19 protein-coding genes are annotated in these 21,963 nt (G+C 69.4%); 13 read left to right on the top strand and 6 right to left on the bottom strand.

Going from position 1 to position 21,963, the window contains the following annotated elements; translation table 11 throughout:
- Nucleotides 1–5 precede the first annotated feature (5 nt).
- Nucleotides 6–947 (top strand): helix-turn-helix transcriptional regulator, encoded by a 942-nt coding sequence (locus tag EV192_RS42135; protein ID WP_207926637.1) that lies wholly within the window; start codon nucleotides 6–8, stop codon nucleotides 945–947.
- A gap of 61 nt (nucleotides 948–1,008) precedes the next feature.
- On the opposite strand, the gene EV192_RS42130 is transcribed toward EV192_RS42135, so the two are convergent.
- Nucleotides 1,009–1,977, bottom strand: coding sequence for a S1C family serine protease (locus tag EV192_RS42130; protein WP_243727408.1), 969 nt, complete (start codon nucleotides 1,975–1,977; stop codon nucleotides 1,009–1,011).
- A gap of 106 nt (nucleotides 1,978–2,083) precedes the next feature.
- Between EV192_RS42130 and EV192_RS42125 the strand changes: the two genes are divergently transcribed.
- The 5 genes from EV192_RS42125 to EV192_RS42105 all read left to right on the top strand — a co-directional run bounded on the left by EV192_RS42125 (nucleotide 2,084) and on the right by EV192_RS42105 (nucleotide 8,418).
- Nucleotides 2,084–4,141, top strand: coding sequence for a S9 family peptidase (locus EV192_RS42125; RefSeq protein ID WP_132124562.1), 2,058 nt, complete (start codon nucleotides 2,084–2,086; stop codon nucleotides 4,139–4,141).
- 29 nt (nucleotides 4,142–4,170) lie between these two features.
- Nucleotides 4,171–5,124 carry an LLM class F420-dependent oxidoreductase gene (locus EV192_RS42120; RefSeq protein WP_132124346.1) on the top strand — a complete coding sequence of 318 codons (954 nt, stop codon included), beginning with the start codon at nucleotides 4,171–4,173 and terminating at the stop codon, nucleotides 5,122–5,124.
- A gap of 10 nt (nucleotides 5,125–5,134) precedes the next feature.
- Complete coding sequence (locus EV192_RS42115) at nucleotides 5,135–6,016, top strand: pyridoxal-dependent decarboxylase (protein WP_132124345.1); 882 nt, start codon at nucleotides 5,135–5,137, stop codon at nucleotides 6,014–6,016.
- A 227-nt stretch (nucleotides 6,017–6,243) separates the two neighbouring features.
- The gene (locus EV192_RS42110) at nucleotides 6,244–7,404 is read left to right on the top strand and encodes a JmjC domain-containing protein (protein ID WP_132124344.1); all 1,161 of its coding nucleotides are present in this window, start codon (nucleotides 6,244–6,246) and stop codon (nucleotides 7,402–7,404) included.
- A 57-nt stretch (nucleotides 7,405–7,461) separates the two neighbouring features.
- Entirely contained in the window at nucleotides 7,462–8,418 is a 957-nt protein-coding gene (locus EV192_RS42105; protein ID WP_132124343.1) for a sucrase ferredoxin, read from the top strand.
- Between the two features lie 7 nt (nucleotides 8,419–8,425).
- Here the strand turns inward: EV192_RS42105 and EV192_RS42100 are convergent, their stop codons facing one another.
- A complete protein-coding gene (locus EV192_RS42100; RefSeq protein WP_132124342.1) occupies nucleotides 8,426–9,322 on the bottom strand; it encodes a hypothetical protein in 897 nt (298 codons plus the stop codon).
- 150 nt (nucleotides 9,323–9,472) lie between these two features.
- Between EV192_RS42100 and EV192_RS42095 the strand changes: the two genes are divergently transcribed.
- The 4 genes from EV192_RS42095 (at nucleotide 9,473) to EV192_RS42080 (ending at nucleotide 13,974) form a co-directional block, all read left to right on the top strand.
- The gene (locus tag EV192_RS42095; protein ID WP_165960905.1) at nucleotides 9,473–11,002 is read left to right on the top strand and encodes a protein kinase domain-containing protein; all 1,530 of its coding nucleotides are present in this window, start codon (nucleotides 9,473–9,475) and stop codon (nucleotides 11,000–11,002) included.
- Between the two features lie 63 nt (nucleotides 11,003–11,065).
- Nucleotides 11,066–12,214, top strand: coding sequence for an acyl-CoA dehydrogenase family protein (locus tag EV192_RS42090; protein WP_132124340.1), 1,149 nt, complete (start codon nucleotides 11,066–11,068; stop codon nucleotides 12,212–12,214).
- Nucleotides 12,211–13,368, top strand: coding sequence for an acyl-CoA dehydrogenase family protein (locus EV192_RS42085; RefSeq protein ID WP_132124339.1), 1,158 nt, complete (start codon nucleotides 12,211–12,213; stop codon nucleotides 13,366–13,368). Before EV192_RS42090 ends, EV192_RS42085 begins: the two co-directional genes overlap by 4 nt.
- Before the next feature lie 9 nt (nucleotides 13,369–13,377).
- Nucleotides 13,378–13,974 carry a TetR/AcrR family transcriptional regulator gene (locus EV192_RS42080; RefSeq protein ID WP_132124338.1) on the top strand — a complete coding sequence of 199 codons (597 nt, stop codon included), beginning with the start codon at nucleotides 13,378–13,380 and terminating at the stop codon, nucleotides 13,972–13,974.
- A 41-nt stretch (nucleotides 13,975–14,015) separates the two neighbouring features.
- Here the strand turns inward: EV192_RS42080 and EV192_RS42075 are convergent, their stop codons facing one another.
- Nucleotides 14,016–14,246, bottom strand: coding sequence for a S1 RNA-binding domain-containing protein (locus tag EV192_RS42075; RefSeq protein ID WP_132124337.1), 231 nt, complete (start codon nucleotides 14,244–14,246; stop codon nucleotides 14,016–14,018).
- Nucleotides 14,247–14,525: 279 nt separating this feature from the next.
- Between EV192_RS42075 and EV192_RS42070 the strand changes: the two genes are divergently transcribed.
- Nucleotides 14,526–15,293, top strand: coding sequence for a hypothetical protein (locus EV192_RS42070; RefSeq protein ID WP_132124336.1), 768 nt, complete (start codon nucleotides 14,526–14,528; stop codon nucleotides 15,291–15,293).
- Here EV192_RS42070 and EV192_RS42065 read toward each other — a convergent pair whose 3' ends face one another.
- On the bottom strand, nucleotides 15,294–16,703 hold the full coding sequence (locus EV192_RS42065) for a cytochrome P450 (protein ID WP_132124335.1): 1,410 nt from the start codon (nucleotides 16,701–16,703) through the stop codon (nucleotides 15,294–15,296).
- A gap of 8 nt (nucleotides 16,704–16,711) precedes the next feature.
- Nucleotides 16,712–17,899 carry a TetR/AcrR family transcriptional regulator gene (locus tag EV192_RS42060; protein WP_132124334.1) on the bottom strand — a complete coding sequence of 396 codons (1,188 nt, stop codon included), beginning with the start codon at nucleotides 17,897–17,899 and terminating at the stop codon, nucleotides 16,712–16,714.
- A gap of 113 nt (nucleotides 17,900–18,012) precedes the next feature.
- Here EV192_RS42060 and EV192_RS42055 point away from each other — a divergent pair, with 113 nt between their 5' ends.
- Together EV192_RS42055 and EV192_RS42050 are read left to right on the top strand one after the other, a co-directional pair.
- Complete coding sequence (locus EV192_RS42055; RefSeq protein ID WP_132124333.1) at nucleotides 18,013–19,227, top strand: acetyl-CoA C-acetyltransferase; 1,215 nt, start codon at nucleotides 18,013–18,015, stop codon at nucleotides 19,225–19,227.
- A gap of 8 nt (nucleotides 19,228–19,235) precedes the next feature.
- Nucleotides 19,236–21,398 (top strand): 3-hydroxyacyl-CoA dehydrogenase NAD-binding domain-containing protein, encoded by a 2,163-nt coding sequence (locus EV192_RS42050; protein WP_132124332.1) that lies wholly within the window; start codon nucleotides 19,236–19,238, stop codon nucleotides 21,396–21,398.
- Nucleotides 21,399–21,443: 45 nt separating this feature from the next.
- Here the strand turns inward: EV192_RS42050 and EV192_RS42045 are convergent, their stop codons facing one another.
- Nucleotides 21,444–21,956: a PadR family transcriptional regulator gene (locus EV192_RS42045; RefSeq protein ID WP_132124331.1), complete on the bottom strand. Its 513-nt coding sequence runs from the start codon at nucleotides 21,954–21,956 to the stop codon at nucleotides 21,444–21,446.
- Between the last annotated feature and the right edge of the window lie 7 nt (nucleotides 21,957–21,963).

The following is a 21,963-nucleotide window of genomic DNA, read 5'->3' as shown; positions in this document are numbered from 1 at the left end:
ACCAGGTGAAAGTCGAAGCGACGACTGAGCGGGTGCTGCGGCTGCTGGCGCTGCTGCAGCGCAGGCCGTCGTGGACCGCCGTCGAACTGGCCACCGAGCTGGGGGTCACCGACCGCTCGGTGCGTCGTGACGTGGAGCGGCTGCGCACGCTCGGCTATCCCGTGCACGCGACGGCCGGTGTCGGCGGCGGCTACCAGCTCGGCGCAGGCACCCGGCTGCCGCCGCTGCTCCTCGACGACGAGGAGGCGATCGCGACCGCGGTGTCCCTACGGCTGGCGGCTGGCGGCACGGTCGCCGGGGCGAGCGAGGCGGCCCTGCGCGCGCTCGCCAAGCTCGACCAGGTGATGCCGCCCCGGCTGCGCGCCGAGGTGCGGGCGGTGCACGACGCCACCGAAACCCTTGTCGGCCCTGGGATCGAGATCGATGCCGAGCTGCTGGTGACGCTCGCGCGCGCCTGCCGTGACGCCGTGCGCGTGCGGTTCCGGTACGCCGATCGCGAGCGCACGGTCGAGCCGGTACGGATGGTCACCACAGGCCGCCGCTGGTATCTGATGGCCTGGGACGTCGACCGCGACGACTGGCGCACCTTCCGGCTCGACCGGATGCGCGAGGTGGCCGCGACGACCTGGCGTTTTCGGGTGCGGGACCATCCGGACCCGGTCGCCTACGTGCAGCGGTCCGTGACCGAGGCGTCGTACGGGTATCTGGCCCGGGTGCGGGTGCGCGCCGAGCCTGATGAGGTGCGGGAGTTGGTGCCGCCCCAGGTGGGACGCGTCGAGGACGATCGCGACGGGTGGTGCGTGCTCGTCGTCGGTGGGGAGGACCTGGACTGGCTCGCGGTGCAGATCGCCCGGCTGGGCTTTGACACGAAGGTGTTGGAACCGCCCGAGCTACGGGAGGCTGCCGCGCATCTCGCCCGCCGCGCCGCGGCCATGGCGGAGACCTAGGTTCTACCGCCAGGCCACTGGCCTCGTCGTCGGGAACGAAGTCAGGGCCTGGAATGGATGCTCAGCCGTTCGCCACGATCCGGTCGATGACTGTCTTGGCCGTGTTGATCGGGATCGCGAAGCCGATGCCGACACTGCCCGCGCGACCGTCCGATGTGGACACCGGGGAGTACATTGCCGAGTTGATGCCGACCACGTTCCCGTTCTTGTCCACCAACGGGCCGCCGGAGTTGCCCTGGTTGATCGACGCGTCGGTCTGGATCGCCTGGTACGTGGTCTGGTCGCCGCCGCTGCTTCCGTCGCGAGCGTACGGGTTCTGCGGCTGGCCGTCGTCTTCGGACACGGTCACCGGCCGGTTCAGCGCGCTGACGATGCCGGTGGTCACGGTGCCCTGCAGGCCGCCGGGCGAGCCGATCGCGACCACCTCGTCGCCGATCTTCACCGACGAGGAGTCACCGAGCGTGGCCGGGGTCAGGCCGCTCGCGCCCTGCAGCTGGATCACGGCGAGGTCGCTGGCCGGGTCGGTGCCGACTACCTTCGCGGTGAACTTGCGGCCGTCGTTCAGCACGACCTGGATCTGTTGGGCGCCGCCGACGACGTGGTTGTTGGTCAGGACGCGGCCGTCGGCGGTGAGGATCACGCCGGAGCCGATGCCCTGCTGGTTGCCCGCCTGCACGTTCACCTGGACCGTGCTCGGCAGGACCTTGCTGGCCACGTTGCTGACGTCGGTAGCGGAGTTGCTGACGTTCTGGGCGACCGGGGTCGCGCTGTTGTAGTTCGGGGACTGGGCCGGCGAACCGCCGACCAGCGCGCCGGTCACGCCGCCGACCGCACCTGCGGCCAGGACCCCGGCGATGGTCAGTGCCACGGCGCCCTTACGGAACCGAGGCGGCCGACGGCCTGGTCCGGCCAGCGCGGGCGGCACCGGCCCGCCGGTGGGCGGTGGGCCGCCGCCGTACATCGGAGGCGGTGGCGCGGCGGGCGGGTAGTAGGCGGGCCCGTACTGCGGAGGTTCTTGTGTGGCGGTCATGGCACCCACTGTGCGAGCCGACCATGAGAACAGCCTGAGGAACTGCAGTGGGGATCCCAAGAAAGGTTAGGGTTCGGCTGTGACCCGTGAGACATCCTTCCTTCGCATGCAGTCCCGCACCCAGCGCTTCACCCTCGGCACGGCCAAGGAGATCCGGGTGGCGCCGGACGGGACCAGGCTGGTGTTCCTGCGTTCGGCTTCCGGTGAGGACCCCCGGCACCAGCTGTGGCAGCGGGACCTGGCCACCGGCGTCGAGTCGGTGCTGGCCGACCCGGCCGAACTGCTGGCCGACGGCGACGAGGAACTGTCCGACGAGGAACGTGCCCGCCGGGAACGCAGCCGGCTGCAGGCCAGCGGAATTGTCGGTGACGCGTGCGACGATGCCGTCCGGATCGTCGCGTTCGCGTTGTCCGGGAAGCTGTACGTCACGGACGTTCGGACCGGGGAGACGCGCCAGTTGGCCACGGCCACGCCGATCGTGGATCCGCGCCCGGATCCGACCGGCCGGCGCGTCGCGTACGTCGCGGACAACGCGCTGCGAGTGGTGAATGTGGACGGTAGCGACGATCGTGCGCTGGCCGAGCCGGCGAACGACGAGCAGGCGTACGGCCTTGCCGAGTTCATCGCGGCCGAGGAGATGTCGCGGTCCCGTGGTTTCTGGTGGTCACCGGACGGGGAACGGCTGCTGGTCGCGCACACCGACCGCACCGGCGTGCGGGAGTGGCACATCTCCGACCCCGCCAACCCGGCCACGAAACCCGCGGTCGTGCACTACCCGGCCGCCGGCACCGCCAACGTCAAGGTCGAACTCTTCGTAATCGGGCTTGACGGCTCGCGGGTGCCGGTCGAGTTCGAGGAGGAGTACCTCGCGACCGTGCACTGGTCGGCCGGCGGCCGCCCGCTGATCGGCGTCGAGCCACGCGACCAGCGGGCGATGCGGATCTACGCGGTGAACCCGGACAACGGCTCGACCGAGCTGCTGCACGAGGAGACCGACGAGCACTGGGTGGACATCGTCGCGGGCGTTCCGGCGTGGACACCGGACGGCCGGCTGGTGCGGGTCGGCGTGTCCGACGGCGCGTACCGGCTTGTGGTGGACGGCAAGGCGGTGACCGATCCGTCCCTGCAGGTCCGGTCCGTGCTGCAGGTCGGCGACGAGGACGTGTTGTTTACCGCGTCCGCCGAGGACCCGACTCAGGTGCACGTGTACCGCGCGGGCGCCAGCGTCACTCAAGTGTCCACTGTGGACGGCGTGCATTCGGCGACCCGGTCGGGCGATGTGACTGTGTTGACGACGTGGCGGATGAACGTGGCCGGTCCGGCGATGACAGTGTTGCGTGCCGGCCAACAGGTCGGCGAGATCGCGTCGTTCGCCGTCACGCCACCGTTGGAGCCGGTGGTGATTCCGTTGACGCTCGGTGAGCGCGGGCTGCGGGCGGCGCTGCTGCTCCCGACCGGCCACGAACTGGGCAGCGGCAAGCTTCCCGTGCTGCTCGACCCGTACGGCGGCCCGCACGCGCAGCGCGTGTTGGCCAGCCGCAACGCCTACCTGATGTCACAGTGGTTGGCGGACCAGGGTTTCGCGGTGCTCATCGCCGACGGGCGCGGCACGCCCGGCCGCGGTCCCGCGTGGGAACGCCAGGTCGCGTTCGACTTCGCCGACGTCACCCTGATCGACCAGGTGGACGCGCTGCACGCGGCCGCCGAGAGGTACCCGGACCTGGATCTGTCCCGAGTGGCCATCCGCGGTTGGTCATACGGCGGCTACCTGTCCGCGCTGGCCGTGCTGCGCCGTCCGGACGTGTTCCACGCGGCCATCGCGGGCGCGCCCGTCACCGACTGGCGGCTGTACGACACGCACTACACCGAGCGTTATCTCGGCCATCCGGACGTTCACTCAGAGGTGTACGAGCGGAACTCGCTCGCGCCGGACGCGGCCAACCTGGAGCGACCGCTCATGATCATCCACGGGCTCGCGGATGACAACGTCGTCGTGGCGCACTCGCTGCGACTTTCCGCGGCGCTCGTGGCCGCCGGCCGCCCGCACACCCTCCTGCCGTTGCCGGGAGTCACGCACATGACGCCGCAGGACGGCGCGACTGCCGAGAACTTCCAACTGTTGCAGGTCTCCTGGCTGAAGCACGCCCTGGGTATGGTCGGCTGATAACTCCTGTGGGCGCGAAGGAGATACGCATGGGACGCTGGGGCATCACGCTGCCCTTGACCGGAGTTCCCCTCGCCGAGCACCGTGAGCTGGTCAGGGAACTGCCCGATCTGGGATACACCGACGCGTGGTCGGCCGAGACCGCCGGGACGGACGCCTTCACCCCCCTCGCGCTGGCCGCGGAATGGGCGCCTGAGCTGCGGCTGGGCACGGCGATAGCGCCGGTGTACACGCGCGGCCCCGCCCTGCTGGCGATGTCCGCGGCCACGATCGCCGAGCTGGCGCCGGGCCGGTTCGTGCTGGGGATCGGCACGTCTTCGCCGGTCATCGTCGAGGCGTGGAACTCCGTGCCGTTCGCCGAGCCGTACGCGAAAACCCGGGACACGCTGCGGTTCCTGCGGTCCGCGCTGGCCGGCGAGAAGGTCTCGGCGACGTACCCGACGTTCACCGTGTCGAAGTTCCGGCTGGAACGCGCGCCGGAGCCACCGCCCAAGATCATGCTCGCCGCCCTGCGGCCGGGCATGCTCCGGCTGGCCCGGCGCGAGGCCGACGGCGCGATCACCAACTGGCTCGCGCCCACCGACGTGCCGCGGGTCCGAGCCGAGGTCGGCGCGGACTTCGAACTGGTGGCGCGGGTGTTCGTGTGCCCCACCGAGGACGAGAACGCCGCGCGCGGCCTCGGTCGACTGCTGATCAGCAGTTACCTGACCGTGCCGGTGTACAAGGCGTTCCACGACTGGCTGGGCCGCGAGGACATCCTGCGGCCGATGCACGAGGCGTGGGCCGCGGGTGACCGTAAAGCGGCCAACGAGGCCATTCCGGACTCGGTCGTGGACGACCTGATCGTGTACGGCAGCGCGGCCCGATGCCGTGAGCGCGTCGCCCAGTACGTCGAGTCCGGGCTGGACACGCCCGTGATCAGCCTGCTGCCGACCGGCGAGGACCCGGGCAAGCTGGTCCGCGCCCTGGCTGTCAACAATTGAGCCGCGGGAAATGACCGAGCCGTCGATCGAGTCGACCGTCGCGCGACTGTGTTTTCCCCGTGGTGATCCCGGCGGCGTGACCACCGCGGGCGGCACCGAGTCCACGTTGCTGGGCATGCTGCTGGCGAAGAAGGACGCGGCCGGTGCGCCCGTGCAGACGGTCTGCACTCGCGGCAGCCGACCCGAGGTGGCCCGGGTGGTCGGCCAACTCGGCATGCCGGCGCCGGTGATGCTGGACACGTTCGACGCCCTGCCCGCGGTCCTCGGCCGGATCACCGCGGCGACCGTGGTCGTGATGACCGTCGGCACGGCGGACACCGGGGCGATCGACCCGTTACGCGAGGTCGCCCGGGTCTGCCGGCTGCGCGGCACCTGGGTGCACGTGGACGCCGCCGATGGGGGAGTGGCGCTGTTCTCCGACCGGCTCCGGCCGTTGCTCGCGGGGGTGGAGCTCGCGGACTCGGTGGCGTTCGAGTTTCCCTCGCTGGAGGCGGGAATAGTGGTGGTACGCACGGCCGAGTCGCTGCTGACCGTCCGGCCACCCGCGGTGCCGGACATCTCGGCGGTGTTCCGCGCCAAGCGGCACCGGCTGGCGGCCGACCTGGAGGACCGCTGCGACCTGGCCGCCGAGGTCGCCGACGAGATCGCGGCGCGGCCCCGGCTGCGGCTGCTCGCCCGGCCCGAACTGTCCACTGTGGTCTTCCGGCCGGCCGGCGCGGACGACGCCACGGTGGCCGAACTCTGCCGCGGCCTGCCCGGGTTCACCGGCCTCGGCCGGGTGAACGTGGCCGGCCGGACCTGGCTGCGACTCGCCGTGTCGGACCGGGCCGAACACCTGCGGCTGCTGGATCTGTGCTCACTCTCAGCGACCGCGCTCACTCCGAACGACTAGTGCTTCGTCGAGGTCTCTCAAGTAGCCTGACAAGGCATTACGCAGTTCCGTCGGGCCTCTTACCGTCGAATGCGAGGTAGCACATGGAGAACACCGCCCCCGTCAGCGGCCTGCTGATCGAGGTCGAGCCCCTGACCACCGCCGTGGACCGCGGCAAGGCCAACGGCGCCGTCACCGACAACGACGGCAACGACTGAGTGTCCACTCCGCTTGGCCTGGCTGACCTCGTGGCACCGCTCGAGGTCAGCCAGTTTCTTTCCTCGGTGCAGGGCCAGGCCCACCACCGGTTCCCCGGAACCGCCGGCCGGTTCGCCGCCTTGATGCCGTGGTCCACGCTCAACACGGTGCTCCGCCACCACCGGCTGGAGTTCCCGCGGCTGCGCCTGGCCATGGCCGGCGACGTCGTCCCCACCCACACGTACACCGAGATGGCGCCGGCCAAGCGCGGCGGCCCCATCCCCCGTCTGCTGTCCGCGCCCTTCGGCGAACATCTGCGCAACGGCGCCACTCTGGTGCTGGACGCGGTGCAGGAGTTCGTCGACCCGGTCGCCGACCTGGCCGCGCGGCTCGAACACGACCTGCGCGAACGTGTCCAGGTCAACCTGTACGCGGGCTGGGGCAAGACGCACGGCTTCGACGTCCACTGGGACGACCACGACGCGTTCATCCTGCAGATCTCCGGCCGGAAACGCTGGCGGGTCCACGGCACGACCCGCCCGGCACCGCTGTACCGGGACGTCGAGCCGCCGCAGCAGCCACCGGCCGAGCCGGTCGCCGACTTCATGCTGGAGGACGGCGACGCGTTGTACGTGCCGCGCGGCTGCTGGCATGACGTGTCCGCGGTCGGCGAGGAGTCGCTGCACCTGACGTTGGGCTTCAACCCGGCGAACGGGATCGACCTGGTCAACTGGCTTGCCGACCAGCTGCGGGTGAACGAGGCGTTCCGCCGTGACCTGCCTCGGTTCGGCTCTTCTGAGGACCGCTTTCAGCGGGCGGCGGAACTGCGGGCCGGGATCAACGAGCTGCTGACACCCGAGGTGGTCGACCGGTTCCTGGCTGACCGGGACGCGCAGGCGCCCGCGTTGCCCAGGCTCGGGCTGCCGTGGGTGGCGACGTCGGACCTGTTGCCGCCGGACGACACCGCGGAAGTCCGGTTGCTGACGCCTCGGGCACTGTTGGACCGGGCCGACCGGACTGTGACGCTGCTCGCTGCGGGCAGCAGGTTCGTGTTCGCTCTGGCGGCCGAGCCGGTGCTGTCCGCGCTGCTCCCGGGCCGGTCAGTGCCGGTCTCGGCACTGGTCGAGGCGGCCGCCCCGGCGGTCGACAGGGTCACCGTGCGCGCGTTGCTCGGCGAACTGATCACCCAGGGACTGCTGTCGCTGGCCTGATCGGGTAAGATTAGGTATGCCTAAGGTAAGTTCCACTCGCGGCGGGTGCACGGTCCGATGACCGTGGACTCCGCCGCGACCCAGGCGTCCGGCGCTCTGCCGGGCTGTGCCGTGGTGACACGGCTGCTTGGTGGCAGCCCGGCAGGCACGGCCGCGTTCATGACCTCCTGGTTGCTGATCGAGTACCCGGGACCGTGGCCGTCGGACGCCCTGGAAACCGCGCTTGCCGAGGCATTCACCGCACCCCAGCTGCGTCAGTTGGACGAGCTGCGCAACGCCGGACTGCGCACCCTGCTGATCCGCCACCCCGGCCGTCACCTCCGCGAGCCACACCTGGCCCAACGCCGGGTCTTCTTCGGCGGCACCGGCCCGCACGGCCGCTGGCTGGAGTCGATCCGCATCGACGACATGGCCGCCCTGAAGTCCCTGGACCTCACCGCCATCGCCGCAGGTGTCGGCGGCGTCGGCACCCCAGTCCCTGGCCCGCTCTTCCTGGTGTGCACGCACGGCACCAAGGACATGTGCTGCGCGCTGCTCGGCCGCCCGCTCGCGGCGTCCCTGGACGCCGCCTACCCGGACCAGGTGTGGGAAGTCAGCCACGTGGGCGGCGACCGCTGGGCAGGCAACCTCATGGTGGTCCCGGACGGCTACCTGCACGGCCAGCTGGCCCCGGCCGAAGCCGAAGTCGTAGCCCGCGCGGCCATCAACGGCGAAGTCGACCCAGAACACCTCCGCGGCCGAACCGGCGCCCCCACCCAGTGGATGCAGTACGCCGAGATCGCCGTCCGTAAGCACACCGGCCTGCGCGGCTTGGACGATGTGATCGCGCTCCGCGAGGACATCGTGGAGACGGACCTGGAGTCGGAGGCGCGCTCGGTGCTTGTGCAGGCCGGAACGGAGACCTTCGCGGTAGTCGTGAGCCGCCGGACCTCCATCGGCCGCGGCCCAAGCCGCTGCAACGCGATGGTCTCGCCCTCTGGTTACATCACGGAGTCCATTCAGGCTGTTTCTTGATACGGGCCTACTTCTGATCGACTCGCATTCCGAAACTCCGATACGGCTCGATCGCCTGGGCGGACAGGCGCACTTCGGAGTTGCCCGCGCTGTTCACCCCCTTCTTAAGTTCGTAAGTGTCCTCGGCGCGCAGGCCCACCGGGTCGACCGAGACCTTGGTGCCCACGGGCAGGATGATCGTCCACGTCGCCTTCTCGATCCGCTGGGTGAAACGCATCACGAACTCGTCGGGCTCGCCGAGCATCAGCGGCTGGCATTTGCCTGGCCACTCGATCTCGAAGTCGACGTTGAATATGTCGTTCTTTTCCATCGACAGGCTGAAATGGACGAGAATCTCCAGCCGCCCATCGGGGAGCCACGCGAGCGTTGTGTCCAGACGGGTGCCGCCGAGTCCGTCGAGCTCTGGACTGCGGGCTTTCACCGAGACATGTCTCTGGTGCTTTGTTGACTGCTTCCATCGGCTACCCAGCCGGATACGGAAGAAGTCGAGATCATCGCTCGTGACAACGGCCCGCGCGGTGATGCGCTGACGCGAGTTTCCGCGTTCGTCCACCACCACAGTCTCGTCCCATTCCAGAATTTGCCAGTAGTTGAAGTGGTCCTGGACGAGTCTGCGGTAGTGGCCCAGCAGTCGCTGGTTCTGTCTGGCGCGGTGCTGCCACTGTCTTCGGCTGGTGGCGAGGGCGGTGAACGTGCCGAGGACGGTGAGGATCGTCGCGACAAAAGCTGTTGCCCGGATGCCGGTGTCGCCGAAGATTGTGCTGAGTGTGCCGCCGAAGGCGAGAATTCCTGTTACGGCGCCGATGAGGGTGATGGCGCCGACGTCGGCGAGGTAGTCCTCAAACCAGGTCAGAAAGCGCCTAAGCATGGCGCCACCGCGACCGGGGAAAATGGGTGAGATCAACTTGGTTCGGGTACGCGGGCACGGCTCCTCCTCCGTGCCGCAGCCCCTCCCAATATGATCACGATCCGTAAAGATCTGATCCGCTGTGAGTGTAACATCGCGCCCCGCGTTATTGTTGTGGCGTTTCCGGCGGGTGATCACGGAGGACTTATGGGGGCACGGCCGCTGCGCGACGACGATCCGGTCGTGATCGACGATTATCGCCTTCAGGGTCGGTTGGGCGCGGGTGGGATGGGCGTGGTGTACCTCGCGGAGGGGCCGGAGGGGCTGGTGGCCGTCAAGCGGTTACGTCAGGAGTACGCCGACGACTTCGCGTTCCGGGAGCGGTTCCGGCGGGAGGGTGCCGCGTTGACGCTCGTCGGAAGCGAGTTCACGGCACGTGTCCTCGAGGTGCAGGTGGACGTGCCGAACCCGTATCTGGTGATGGAGTACGTGGACGGTCCTTCGCTGTCCGCCCGGGTGGCTGAGGCGGGGCCGTTGCCGCCGGGGCAGGTCCGTGCGCTGGGCGCGGGGCTGGCCGCGGCGTTGATGGCGATCCATCGCGCCGGCATTGTGCACCGCGATCTCAAGCCCGGCAACGTGTTGCTGTCCGAGCGTGGGCCCAAGGTGATCGACTTCGGCATCGCGCAGCTGGCCGACGCGACGTCGCTGACGGAGACCGGGGTCGCGGTCGGCTCTCCGGTGTACATGGCCCCGGAACAGGTCGCCGGCCGGCCGGGGCCACCCGCTGACGTGTTCAGCTGGGCTCTCACGTTGGTCTATGCCGCGACAGGTCGGCTCGCGTTTGGCAGCGGCGTGACGCAGGCGGTCATGTTCCGGATCATGTACGGCGAGCCGGACCTGGCCGGCGTGCCCGACGATCTCAAGCCCATCCTCACGGCGGCCTTGGCGAAGGACCCCGCGCGGCGACCGGCGCCGGATCAGCTTGTCGCCGCGTTGTCGGAGAACGACGAGACGACCGTGGCGCGGCGGCCGGACGAGATAGCGACCACCCTGATGGCCGGCAACTGGCCGGCGCCACCCAGGGCAGCCGGCCGGACCGCGTTGTTGCCGGCACATCGGCCCAACCGCAAGCGCGTGTTGGCCATCGGTGGGATCGCCGCGGGGGTGGTCGCGGCAGGTGCGGCGGTGGCGCTTGTCCTCGCCAACTCCGGTGGGCAGTCCGCTGGCTCGGGCGGACCTGCCACGGGCTCAGGTCAGCCTTCGGCGGCGTCCGGCCGACCAGCCACCGCGGTCACCCCGTCGGTATCCGCCCCGCCAGGGCCGTGCACGGCCGACGACATCAAGGTCGCGGGGGGCGACGGGCAGAAGCCGACGATCACCCTCCCCGACACCTGCACGGTACCCACCCAGCTCGTCGTCAAGGATCTGCGGACGGGAACCGGGCTGGCGGCGAAGCGCGGCGACGACATCACGGTGAACTACACATTGATGACCTGGTCGGACAAGCTGACCCTGGACAACTCCTACGACCGTGGGTGGCCGCTCACAGTGACGGGTCTCGGCAACGGTGGCATCATCGCCGGCTGGGAGCAGGGCCTGGTCGGGATCCGGAAGGGTGACAGGCGGCTGCTGGTCGTGCCGCCCGCCTTGGCGTACGGCACGAACGGGCAGTCACCGGTGAAACCGAACGAGACACTGGTGTTCGTGGTCGACGCGACAGCGGTCGTCAGCAACTGACGGTCCGCCAGAAACAAGCATGCGTGCTTGATTTTGCCGTGGGTTCGTGCGACCGTGTCCGGTGTGACCGACGTCTTCCGGACGGCTGAACGGGTCGCGCTGCGGGAGACTGTGCGGCGCTTCGCCGAGAGTGCGGTCCTGCCTCGGCTGGACGAGTGGGAGCGGGCCGGTGAGCTGCCGCGCGACCTGCACCGGAAGGCCGGGGCGGTCGGGTTGCTCGGGGTCGCGTTCCCGGAGAGCGCCGGCGGTGGCGGCGGGAACTTCCTGGACGCGCTGACCGTCACCGAGGAGATGCTGTACGCCGGCGTCTCCGGCGGGGTGATCGCGTCGCTGTTCACGTGTGGGATCGCGGTGCCGCACATCGTCGGCGCGGGCGATTCCGCGCAGATCGAGCGGTGGGTGCGGCCGACTCTCGCCGGGGACCTGATCGGGGCGCTGGCGGTGACCGAGCCCGATGGAGGATCGGATGTGGCCAACGTCCGGACCACCGCGAAGCGGGACGGCGACGAGTACGTCGTCAACGGCGCCAAGACCTTCATCACGTCCGGGTGCCGGGCGGACTTCGTGACCACGGTCGTTCGGACCGGCGAGGCCGGCGCGCATGGGATCTCGTTGCTGGTCGTCGAGAAGGGCACCCCTGGGTTCACAGTGTCCCGGCGGCTGGACAAGATGGGGTGGCTGTGTTCGGACACCGCCGAGTTATCCTTTGTGGACTGCCGGGTGCCGGTGGGGAACCTGGTCGGCGCCGAGAACTCCGGGTTCATCCAGGTGGCGCAGCAGTTCGTCACCGAGCGGCTTTCGTTGGCCGCGCAGGCGTACGCGGCCGCGCAACGCGCGCTGGACGTCACTGTTGAGTGGTGCCGGATGCGGAACACGTTCGGCCGGCCGTTGATCTCGCGGCAACTTGTGCAGCACACGTTGACCGACATGGCGCGGAAGGTCGACGTCGCCCGTGCGTACACCAGGCACGTCGCCCAACGGTTCGAGGACGGCGAGGACGTCATCGCCGAGGCGTGCTTCGCCAAGAACTCCGCGGTCGAGGCGGGGGAGTGGGTGGCCGACAAGGCCGTCCAGCTGCACGGCGGGCTCGGCTACATGCGCGAGTCCGAGGTGGAACGGCAGTATCGGGACATGCGGATCCTGGGGATCGGTGGCGGCACCTCGGAGATCCTCACCGGCTTGGCCGCGAAGCGATTGGGGTACACGGGATGAACTTCGTCGAGTCCGACGAGCGGCAGGCGCTCCGCAAGGCCGTCCACGACCTCGGCAAACGGTACGGCCACGAGTACTACAGCAAGAAGGCGCGCGAGGGCGGCCACACCACCGAGCTGTGGCAGGAGGCCGGCAAGCTCGGCTATCTCGGCGTGAACGTGCCGGAGGAGTACGGCGGCGGGGGCGGCGGCATCGGCGACCTGGCCGCGGTGTGCGAGGAGCTGGCCGCGACCGGCTCGCCGTTGCTGATGATGGTGGTGTCGCCGGCGATCTGCGCCACGATCATCGCCCGGTTCGGCACCGACGGGCAGAAGCGGGACTGGCTGCCCCGGTTCGCCGACGGCACGGTCACCATGGCGTTCGGCATCACCGAACCGGACGCCGGCTCCAACTCGCACAAGATCATCACCACCGGCCGGCGGGACGGCGGCGACTGGGTGCTCACCGGGCAGAAGGTGTTCATCTCCGGGGTGGACGCGGCGGACGCCGTGCTCATCGTCGGCCGCACCGAGGACGCCAAGACCGGCAAGCTCAAGCCGGCCCTGTACATCGTGCCGACGGACGCGCCCGGGTTCACCTACCAGAAGATCGAGATGGACATGGTGTCCCCGGACCGCCAGTTCACCCTGTTCCTCGACGACGTCCGGCTGCCCGGCAACGCCCTGGTCGGCTCCGAGGACGCGGCGTTGGCGCAGCTGTTCGCGGGCCTGAACCCGGAGCGGATCATGGCCGCGTCGTTCTCCACCGGCATCGGCCGGCTCGCCCTGGACAAGGCGGTCGCCTACGCCAGGACCCGGAACGTCTGGGGTACCCCGATCGGTGCCCACCAGGGTGTGGCGCACCCGCTGGCCGAGGCCCGGATCAACGTCGAACTGGCCCGCCTGATGACCCAGAAGGCCGCCGCGCTGTACGACGCGGGCCAGGACATGGCCGCCGGCGAGGCCGCCAACATGGCCAAGTTCGCCGCCGGCGAGGCCGCCGTGCAAGCCGCTGACCACGCGTTGCAGACCCACGGCGGCAACGGGATGGCCAGCGAGTACGGGCTGGGCGCGATCGCGTTGTCGGCTCGGGTGGGGCGGATCGCGCCGGTCAGCCGTGAGATGATCCTGAACTTCGTGGCCCAGCACACGTTGGGCTTGCCGAAGTCGTACTAGGAGCCCAGGGTGCGCGAGCCGCAGCAGGACAGGAGCCGAGCGACCCGGCAGCGGCTGCTCGAGGCCGCCATCGAATGCCTGGCCGACGTCGGCTGGGCCGGGAGCACGGTCGCCGTGGTCGCCGAGCGGGCGGGCGTGTCCCGCGGTGCCGCGCAGCATCACTTCCCGACCCGCGAGGACCTGTTCGCGGCCGCGGTCGACTACGTCTCGGACGTGCGGACCGAGTGGATCCGTGAGCACAGCGCGGATCTGCCGTCCGGCCGGGAACGGACCAAGGCGGTCGTGGATCTCGTGGTCCGGATGTACACCGGCCAGGTCTTCCGGGCGGCACTGCATCTGTGGGTGGCCGCCAGCTCCGATCCGCAGCTGCGGGAACTGGTGGTCCCGCTGGAGGCGCACGTCGGCCGCGCGGCGCATCAGCTGGCGTTGGACCTGCTTGGTGTGGACGAGAGTACGCCAGGTGTGCGGGAGACCGTACAGGCCACTTTGGACCTCGCGCGCGGCCTCGGCCTGGCGAACCTGTTGACGGACGACGGCAAACGCCGCGCCCGGATCGTGGAACGCTGGGCGGAGATGCTCGACGCCAGCCTCAACACGTTGGCGTAGTGGGGATCGCGGCACGGGCCCTGTTGCCGCGACCCACTGGACTACGCCAGGGCGAGGCTCATCCGAAGCCGGTCCAGATCAGTCTGTACGATCCGAACCCGCACCGCGGAGCCCTCCGCCGGCTGCTCGTCGAAGAGCAGGCCGACAACCCCTTCGGCCACCTCGACGAAGGCACCGAAGGGAACGACCTGGACGACGCGTCCATCCAGGACAGTGTTCGGCCGGTACGACCCAACAAAGCTGGAGAACGCCTGTTCACGGGAATCTGTCATGTATTCACCTCCTCTCCCACCGCGACAACGGCGGGAGGCGGGCCACGGGCCCGCGAGGTGGTCACGACAAAGCCGGGTTACCTGTCTGTGATTGGCTCTTGGCCGACCCGGTAGTCACGGAAGAGACGGTAGCAGAGGACCACCGGCAGGATCCAGCCCGCCACCGATACTCCGCACGAGTGACACGAACCCGTACATCCAATCGTGACGTGCGCGGAGAGTAACGCACCCAAGATCCTCGGGGACACAGTGGACACAACGCGTACCGAGGAGGCCGCCATGACCGAACCGAACCGGCCGGTAACCAACCAGGCGGCGGATCAGACTGAGCTGCGGTGGCCGAACCGGGTGGTGGCGAACGAAGGCGGCTCCGGCGAAGCGGTGTCCAGCCAGGTGGTGCCGGACCAAGCTGAGTCGCCGTGGCCGAACCGGGCCGAGTCGGGCGAAGGCGTGCCGGGCCAAGCGGTGTCCGGCCGGGTGGCGGCGGGTCAAGCCGAGTCGCGGTGGTCGCCGTCCAACGAAGGGGCTGAGTTGCCTTGGCCGAACCGGGCGGCGCCGGGCGAAGACGTGCCGAACCAGGCCGCGCCGCGCCGAGCAGCGTCGAACAGGGCGGCTGCGATCGTGGCCGCGGTCATCTTCGGTACGGCCGCTGTGGCCGCTGGGATCGTGCTCGTCTTCTCGTCCGGTCACGACCCGGTCAAGCAGCCGACCGGAAGTCCGGACGGCCTGGTGAAGCCCACGTCGTTCGCCGCGACGGTCTACATGGAGGTGCACGTCGGCGCCTACGGCAGGTGCGAAGGCGGCGGATACAGCGACATCAGTGCCGGCTCGCAGGTCGAGATCGTCAACCAGAAGAACGAGGTCCTCGCGCACGGCACCCTCGCAAGGTCGTCGGAGACGACCAAATGCGCGTTCAGCGCTTCGGTCACGGACATCCCGGCCGGCGAGAAGATGTACGGCGCCAAGATGGGCAACGCGAACCGAGGCGTCATCTGGAAGAACGAAACCGAGGCCCGCAACGGCTGGGCACTGTCCCTTGGGGACTGATCACAACCGTTCCAGCACAACGGGAAGCCCGTCCGCTGGTGCCGGCAAGGCCGTCGAGTCCCAGCGGACTCGGTAGTCCGTCGGCACCGACCACTGGTAGCGTGTCAGCATCTGGTGCAGCAGGGTTTTCACTTCGAGCATGCCGAAGTGCATGCCGATGCACTTGTGGGCGCCGCCGCCGAAGGGCATCCAGGCGTAGCGGTGGGATTTCTCCTCGTGGCGGATGTCGTTGAAGCGGTCGGGGTCGAACCGGTCCGGTTCGGTCCAGAACTCGGGGATCATCTGGTTCACCCACGGGCTCAGCGCGACCATGGTGTTCGCCGGGATGTAGTGGCCGAGGACTTCGGTGTCCCGCACGGTTTTGCGGGCCATCGACGGGACCGGGGCGACCAGGCGCAGCGACTCCTTGATGACGAGTTCCAGGTCGCGCAGGCCTTCCAGGGCGTCGATGTCCAGTGGGCCGGGGCCGGCGGCCGCGCATTCCCGCCGGACGCGGTCCTGCCATTCGGGATGCTGGCCGAGGTAGTAGGCGGCCGCGGTGGTGGTGATGGTCGACGTGTCGTGCGCGGCCATCATCAGGAAGATCATGTGGTTGACCACGTCGTCGTCGGTGAAGCTGTCCCCGTTGTCGTCGCGGGCGTGGCAGAGGCCGGCGAAGAGGTCGTTGGAGTCGCTGGAGCGCTTGGCCGGCACGTTGCGGCGGAAGAAGTCCTCCAGCACCTGACGCCCGCGCAGGCCGGCGTTCCACCGGCCGCCGGGCATGGCGAAGCGGATCATGGACGTGCCCGCGCGGACCGTGTCGACGAAGGCCTTGTTCAGGGCGGCTTGTTGGCCGTCGAGTTCGGAGGCCATGAACACGCGGCTGGCGATGTCCAACGTGAGTCGTTTCATGGCCGGGTAGACGAGGAACGTTCCCGGCTGCCACGAGCGGACGCCGTCGCCCGCGGCCGAGCCGACGTGCTCAAGGTAGCCGGTCAGCCGCGGGCGCGTGAACGCCTGCTGCATCAGGCGACGGTGGAACATGTGCTCGTCGAAGTCCAGCAACATCAGGCCACGCCGGAAGAACGGGCCGATGAAGTACGTCCAGCCCTGCTGTGCGAACGTCTTGTCCTTGTTGGCCAACACGACCTGGGTCGCGTCGCCGCCCGCGACGCCGACGATCCGCACGCCGAACGCCCGCATCCACGACACCGGCCCGTACGTCTCGTACCGCTTCAGGCCGAAGTCCAGGCCGAGCCGCAACGCTTCCAACGAGTGCCCGATCAGCGGGATGCCGCCGTCGCCGGGGACAGCCGAGAGCCTGGAGCCCGCCGGCGGCGCGGCCAGTGTGGTTCTGCGCCAGTGCTTGTTGAGCAGCCACTCGTCGAACCGGGTGGCGCCCGGCATGTGCGCCGCTGTCGACGTTGACATCGGACCTCCTAAAGGGCAACGGCCTCGTCCAGGACAGCCATGGCGAGTCCGGACAGCTCGGCCACCAGCCCGGGGCGGGCGGTGATCCGCGGTGTCCTGGTCAGGTCGTTGACGATGGTCAGCGCCGCGTGCACGGCGATTCGAGCTTCCGGCTCCGGCAGTCGCGGCGCAACCGTCCTGAGCAACGTCACCCATTCGGCGACGTACGCCCGCTGGACCCGCACGATCTCCTTGCGGTCCCGGTCGGGCAGCTGCTGGTTCTCGTTGGCGAACACCGACAGCAGGTCCTCCGAGCGCCATACGATGTCCACATAGGACCGGACCAGTCCGGTCAGCGCCTGGTGCGGCGACCCCGCCTCGTCGACGGCCTGCCGGGCGGCCATCATCAGCCGGTCCGCCATCCGGTAACCGGCGGCGGCCAGCAGTTCGGCCTTGCCGGCGAAGTGCCGGTACACGCTCGGCCCGGCGATGCCGGCGGCGGCGCCGATGTCCTCCATGCTCACGTCCCGGTACCCGCGTTCCCGGAACAGCCTGGTCGCGGCGGTCAACAGCTCCTCGCGACGGGTCGGTGGCGTCGCTGGAGGCCGTTGCCACGACCGGGCCGCGGCCGGCGGGGACGACAGCAACGTGCTGCCGAGCACCGAGCAGGCCAACCGTCCGAGCAGCTGCTCGAACCGGCGTTTCGGCAGGGTCACGTGGTGGTCGGCGACGCTCCCGAAGACGCTCAACGCCGCCCAGCACAGCAGTTCCGCGTCGTCGTGCATGAGCGTCGGCCGGGCGTCCAGGAGCGCCGACACCCAGTGGTCCATCAGTTCGGCGCCGGCCTTGCGGATCTTGGCGCGGTCCGCCCGGTCCAGGTGACGGCCCTGCCAGCGCCACAGCGCGGTCACCTCACGCCGTTCGACCGCGAGCGCGGACACCGCCTCCACCAGGGCGTGCAGTGGCTTGTCCCGGGCCAGCGCCTGGTCGGTGACCAGGCCGAACCGGTCAAGGCCAGTGAGCAGCACGTGTGCCAGGACATCCTGCTTGCCGCGGAAGTGCCGGTACACGGCTGGGCCGGTCACGCCGGCCGCGGCGGCGATGTCGTTCACGCTCACGCCGTGGTAGCCGTGCCGGCGGAACAACTCGGCAGCAGCGTCGGTGAGCTGCTCCTTGCGATTGCGCGGCCGGCTTGTCACGGGTCCTGTGACCTCCATCTCGTAATTCACTCCTTGCGACGGTAAATGACCGACATGTCCTTGACAAGCAGCGGATTCGTTCCATTATGTGAATGAGAATTAGCACCAGTGCGGGTGAGAGGAACGGCGGCGTGAGCACAGAAGCGTTCATCTACGAGGCGATCCGAACGCCTCGCGGCCGTGGCAAGAAGAACGGCTCGCTGCATGGCGTGAAGCCGATCTCGCTGGTGGTGGGGCTGATCGACGAGTTGCGCGGCCGCCACCCCAACCTGGACACCGACCGGGTGAGCGACCTGGTCCTGGGCATCGTCAGCCCCGTGGGCGACCAGGGCTCGGTCCTCCCGCGCAGCGCCGCCGTCCTCGCCGGCCTGCCGGACACCGTGGCCGGCCTGCAGGTCAACCGGTTCTGCGCGTCCGGCCTTGAGGCGGTCAACCAGGCCGCGCAGAAGGTCCGGGCCGGCTGGGACGAGCTGGTCATCGCCGGCGGCGTCGAGTCGATGTCCCGCGTGGCCATGGGGTCGGACGGCGGCGCGTGGGCGATGGACCCGGAGACCAACTACGACACGTACTTCGTGCCGCAGGGCATCGGCGCGGACCTGATCGCCACCATCGAGGGCTTCTCCCGGGACGACGTGGACGCCTACGCCGTCCGGTCGCAGGAGCTGGCGGCCAAGGCATGGGCGGGCGGCTACTTCGCCAAGTCCGTCGTGCCGGTCAAGGACCGCAACGGCGTGACGGTCCTTGACCACGACGAGCACATGCGGCCGGACACCACGGTCGAAGGTCTGAGCAAGCTCGGCCCGTCCTTCGAGGGCATCGGCGAGATGGGCGGTTTCGACGCGGTGGCGCTGCAGAAGTACCACTGGGTCGAGAAGATCAACCACGTGCACCACGCGGGCAACTCGTCCGGCATCGTCGACGGCGCCGCGCTGGTGCTCGTCGGCAACGAGCAGGTCGGCAAGGACCTCGGGCTGACCCCGCGGGCCAGGATCGCGGCCACCGCGGTCACCGGCTCGGACCCGACGATCATGCTGACCGGCCCCACTCCGGCGACCCGCAAGCTGCTGCACACCGCCGGGCTCACCGTGGACGACATCGACCTGTTCGAGCTGAACGAGGCGTTCGCGTCGGTGGTGTTGAAGTTCCAGAAGGACCTGGGCGTCCCGGACGAGAAGCTGAACGTCAACGGCGGCGCGATCGCCATGGGCCACCCGCTGGGCGCGACCGGCGCGATGATCACCGGCACCATGGTGGACGAGCTGGAACGTCGCGGCGCCCGCCGGGCCGTGGTCACCCTGTGCATCGGTGGCGGCATGGGCCTGGCCACCCTGATCGAGCGGGTCTGAGGAGCGAGATGACCGAGAACATGATCCGCTGGGAGCAGGACGCGGACGGCATCGTCACGTTGACGATGGACGACCCGAACCAGTCCGCGAACACGATGAACGACACGTACCGCGAGTCGATGCACGAGACTGTGGAGCGTTTGGCCGCCGAACAGGAGTCGATCACCGGGGTGATCCTCACGTCCGCCAAGAAGACGTTCTTCGCCGGCGGCGACCTGAAGCTGATGAGCAAGACCCGCAAGACGGACGCGGCCGAGATCACCAAGCGCGTCAACGACATGAAGGCCGACCTGCGCAAGCTGGAGCAGCTGCCGAAGCCGGTGGTGGCGGCGATCAACGGCGCCGCGCTGGGCGGCGGCCTGGAGATCGCGCTGGCGTGCAAGCACCGGATCGCGCTGGACGACCCACGCTCCGAGATCGGCCTGCCCGAGGTCACTCTGGGCCTGCTGCCGGGCGGCGGTGGCGTGGTGCGGACCGTGCGCCTGCTCGGCATCCAGAACGCGTTGCTGAACGTGCTCCTGCAGGGCCAGCGGCACAAGCCGGCCAAGGCCCTGGAGGTCGGCCTGGTGCACGAGGTGGTGGCGACGCCGGCGGAGATGCTGGCGAACGCCCGTGCCTGGATCAAGGCCAACCCGGACGCGGTGCAGCCGTGGGACGTCAAGGGCTACAAGATCCCCGGTGGCACGCCGACGAACCCGTCGTTCGCGGCCAACCTGCCGGCGTTCCCGGCGAACCTGCGCAAGCAGCTCAAGGGCGCGAACATGCCGGCGCCGAAGAACATCATGGCGGCGGCCGTGGAAGGCGCGCAGGTCGACGTGGACACGGCGACCCAGATCGAGTCGCGCTACTTCGTCGAGCTGCTGACCAGTCAGGTCGCGAAGAACATGATCAAGGCGTTCTTCTTCGACCTGCAGCACATCAACTCCGGCGGTAGCCGTCCTGAGGGGTACGAAAAGTTCACCGCGCAGAAGGTGCTGGTGTTGGGCGCGGGGATGATGGGCGCGGGTATCGCGTACTCGTGCGCCCGCGCGGGCATCGACGTCGTGCTGAAGGACGTTTCCCTTGCGGCGGCGGAGAAGGGCAAGGCGTACTCGGTCAAGCTGCTGGAGAAGGCCGTGTCCCGCGGCCGGACGACCCGGGAGAAGGCCGACGCGGTGCTCGCCCGGATCACGCCGACCGAGCGCGCCGAGGACGCCGCCGGCTGTGACCTGGTGATCGAGGCGGTGTTCGAGGACCCGACCCTGAAGCACAAGGTGTTCCAGGAGATCGAGGGCTTCGTCAACCCGGACGCGGTGCTCGGCTCCAACACGTCCACGCTGCCGATCACCGGCCTCGCGGACGGTGTGCAGCGCCAGGAGGACTTCATCGGCCTCCACTTCTTCTCGCCGGTCGACAAGATGCCGCTGCTGGAGATCATCCGCGGCGCGCGGACCAGCGACGCCACCCTGGCCAAGGCGATCGACGTGGCCCAGCAGATCCGCAAGACCCCGATCGTGGTCAACGACAGCCGTGGCTTCTTCACCAGCCGGGTGATCGGCACGTTCCTCAACGAGGCGGTGGCCATGGTCGGCGAGGGCCTGCCGATCCCGTCCATCGAACAGGCCGGCAGCCAGGCCGGCTACCCGGCGCCGCCGCTGCAGCTGATGGACGAGCTGACCCTGACCCTGCCCCGCAAGATCCGTGAGGAGACCAAGGCCGGCGTCGAGGCGGCCGGCGGCACCTGGGTGGCGCACCCGTCCGAGGCCGTGATCGACAAGCTGGTGCTCCAGTTCGACCGGAAGGGGCGGTCCGCGGGAGCCGGTTTCTACTCCTATGTGGACGGAAAGCGCACGCATCTGTGGGAGGGCCTGGCGGAGGCGTTCGGCTCGGGCAGCGCGGAGATCCCGTTCGAGGACATGAAGGAGCGGATGCTCTTCGCCGAAGCCCTGGAAACGGTGAAGTGCTTCGACGAGGGTGTGCTCACGTCGATCCCGGACGCGAACATCGGCTCGATCATGGGTATCGGCTTCCCGCCGTGGACCGGTGGCGTGATCCAGTACATCAACGGCTACTCCGGCGGGCTCGCCGGTTTCGTGGCCAGGGCCCGTGAGCTGGCCGAACGCTACGGCGCCCGGTTCGAGCCGCCCGCCTCCCTGGTCGAGAAGGCCGCGAACGGCGAGATCTACAAGTAACCCCCCGGATGACGGTGTGATGGCCTCCGGCGACGCCGGGGGCCATCACTCGTTGATGCGGCGGCGGGCTTCGGCGATCCAGCCGAGCATCGCCGCCAGCATCCGGGCCCGCAGGTCCAGTCCCAGCGCCTTCGGGTCGGTCGGCGCCTCCACCTCGGCGAGTTCGATCAGGTACGCCCTGAGTTGGCGGAGTTCGGTGCCGAGGACCTCTTCTTCGCGGTCCAGCACGGCCAGCGCGTCTTCTTTGTCCAAAGTGGACACAAGAAAGGCCCTGAGCATGGTCTCGTCCCGGCCGGTCCGATCCGGCTCCGCGTCCACCAGCCAACGGCGCAACTCGGCGCGCCCGGCCGGCGTGACCACGTAGACCCGCCGGCCCCTGGCCCCTTCGGCGACCTCTTCGGCGAAGCCCGCCTCGGTGAGCTTGGCCAGTTCGCCGTACATCTGGTTGCGCCGGGCGTACCAGACCGGGCGCATCACGTCGTCGAACTTCTTGGCCAGGTCGTAGCCACTCTGTGGGCCCGGCAGGAGGGTGGCGAGGACGGCGTGCCGCAGTGACATGACGCCT

The sequence above is a fragment of the Actinocrispum wychmicini genome (assembly GCF_004345645.1).
GTDB classification, from domain to species: Bacteria; Actinomycetota; Actinomycetes; order Mycobacteriales; family Pseudonocardiaceae; genus Kibdelosporangium; species Kibdelosporangium wychmicini.
The sequence above is the reverse complement of the archived record's forward strand: the minus strand, read 5'-3'. Positions and strand labels throughout refer to the sequence as shown.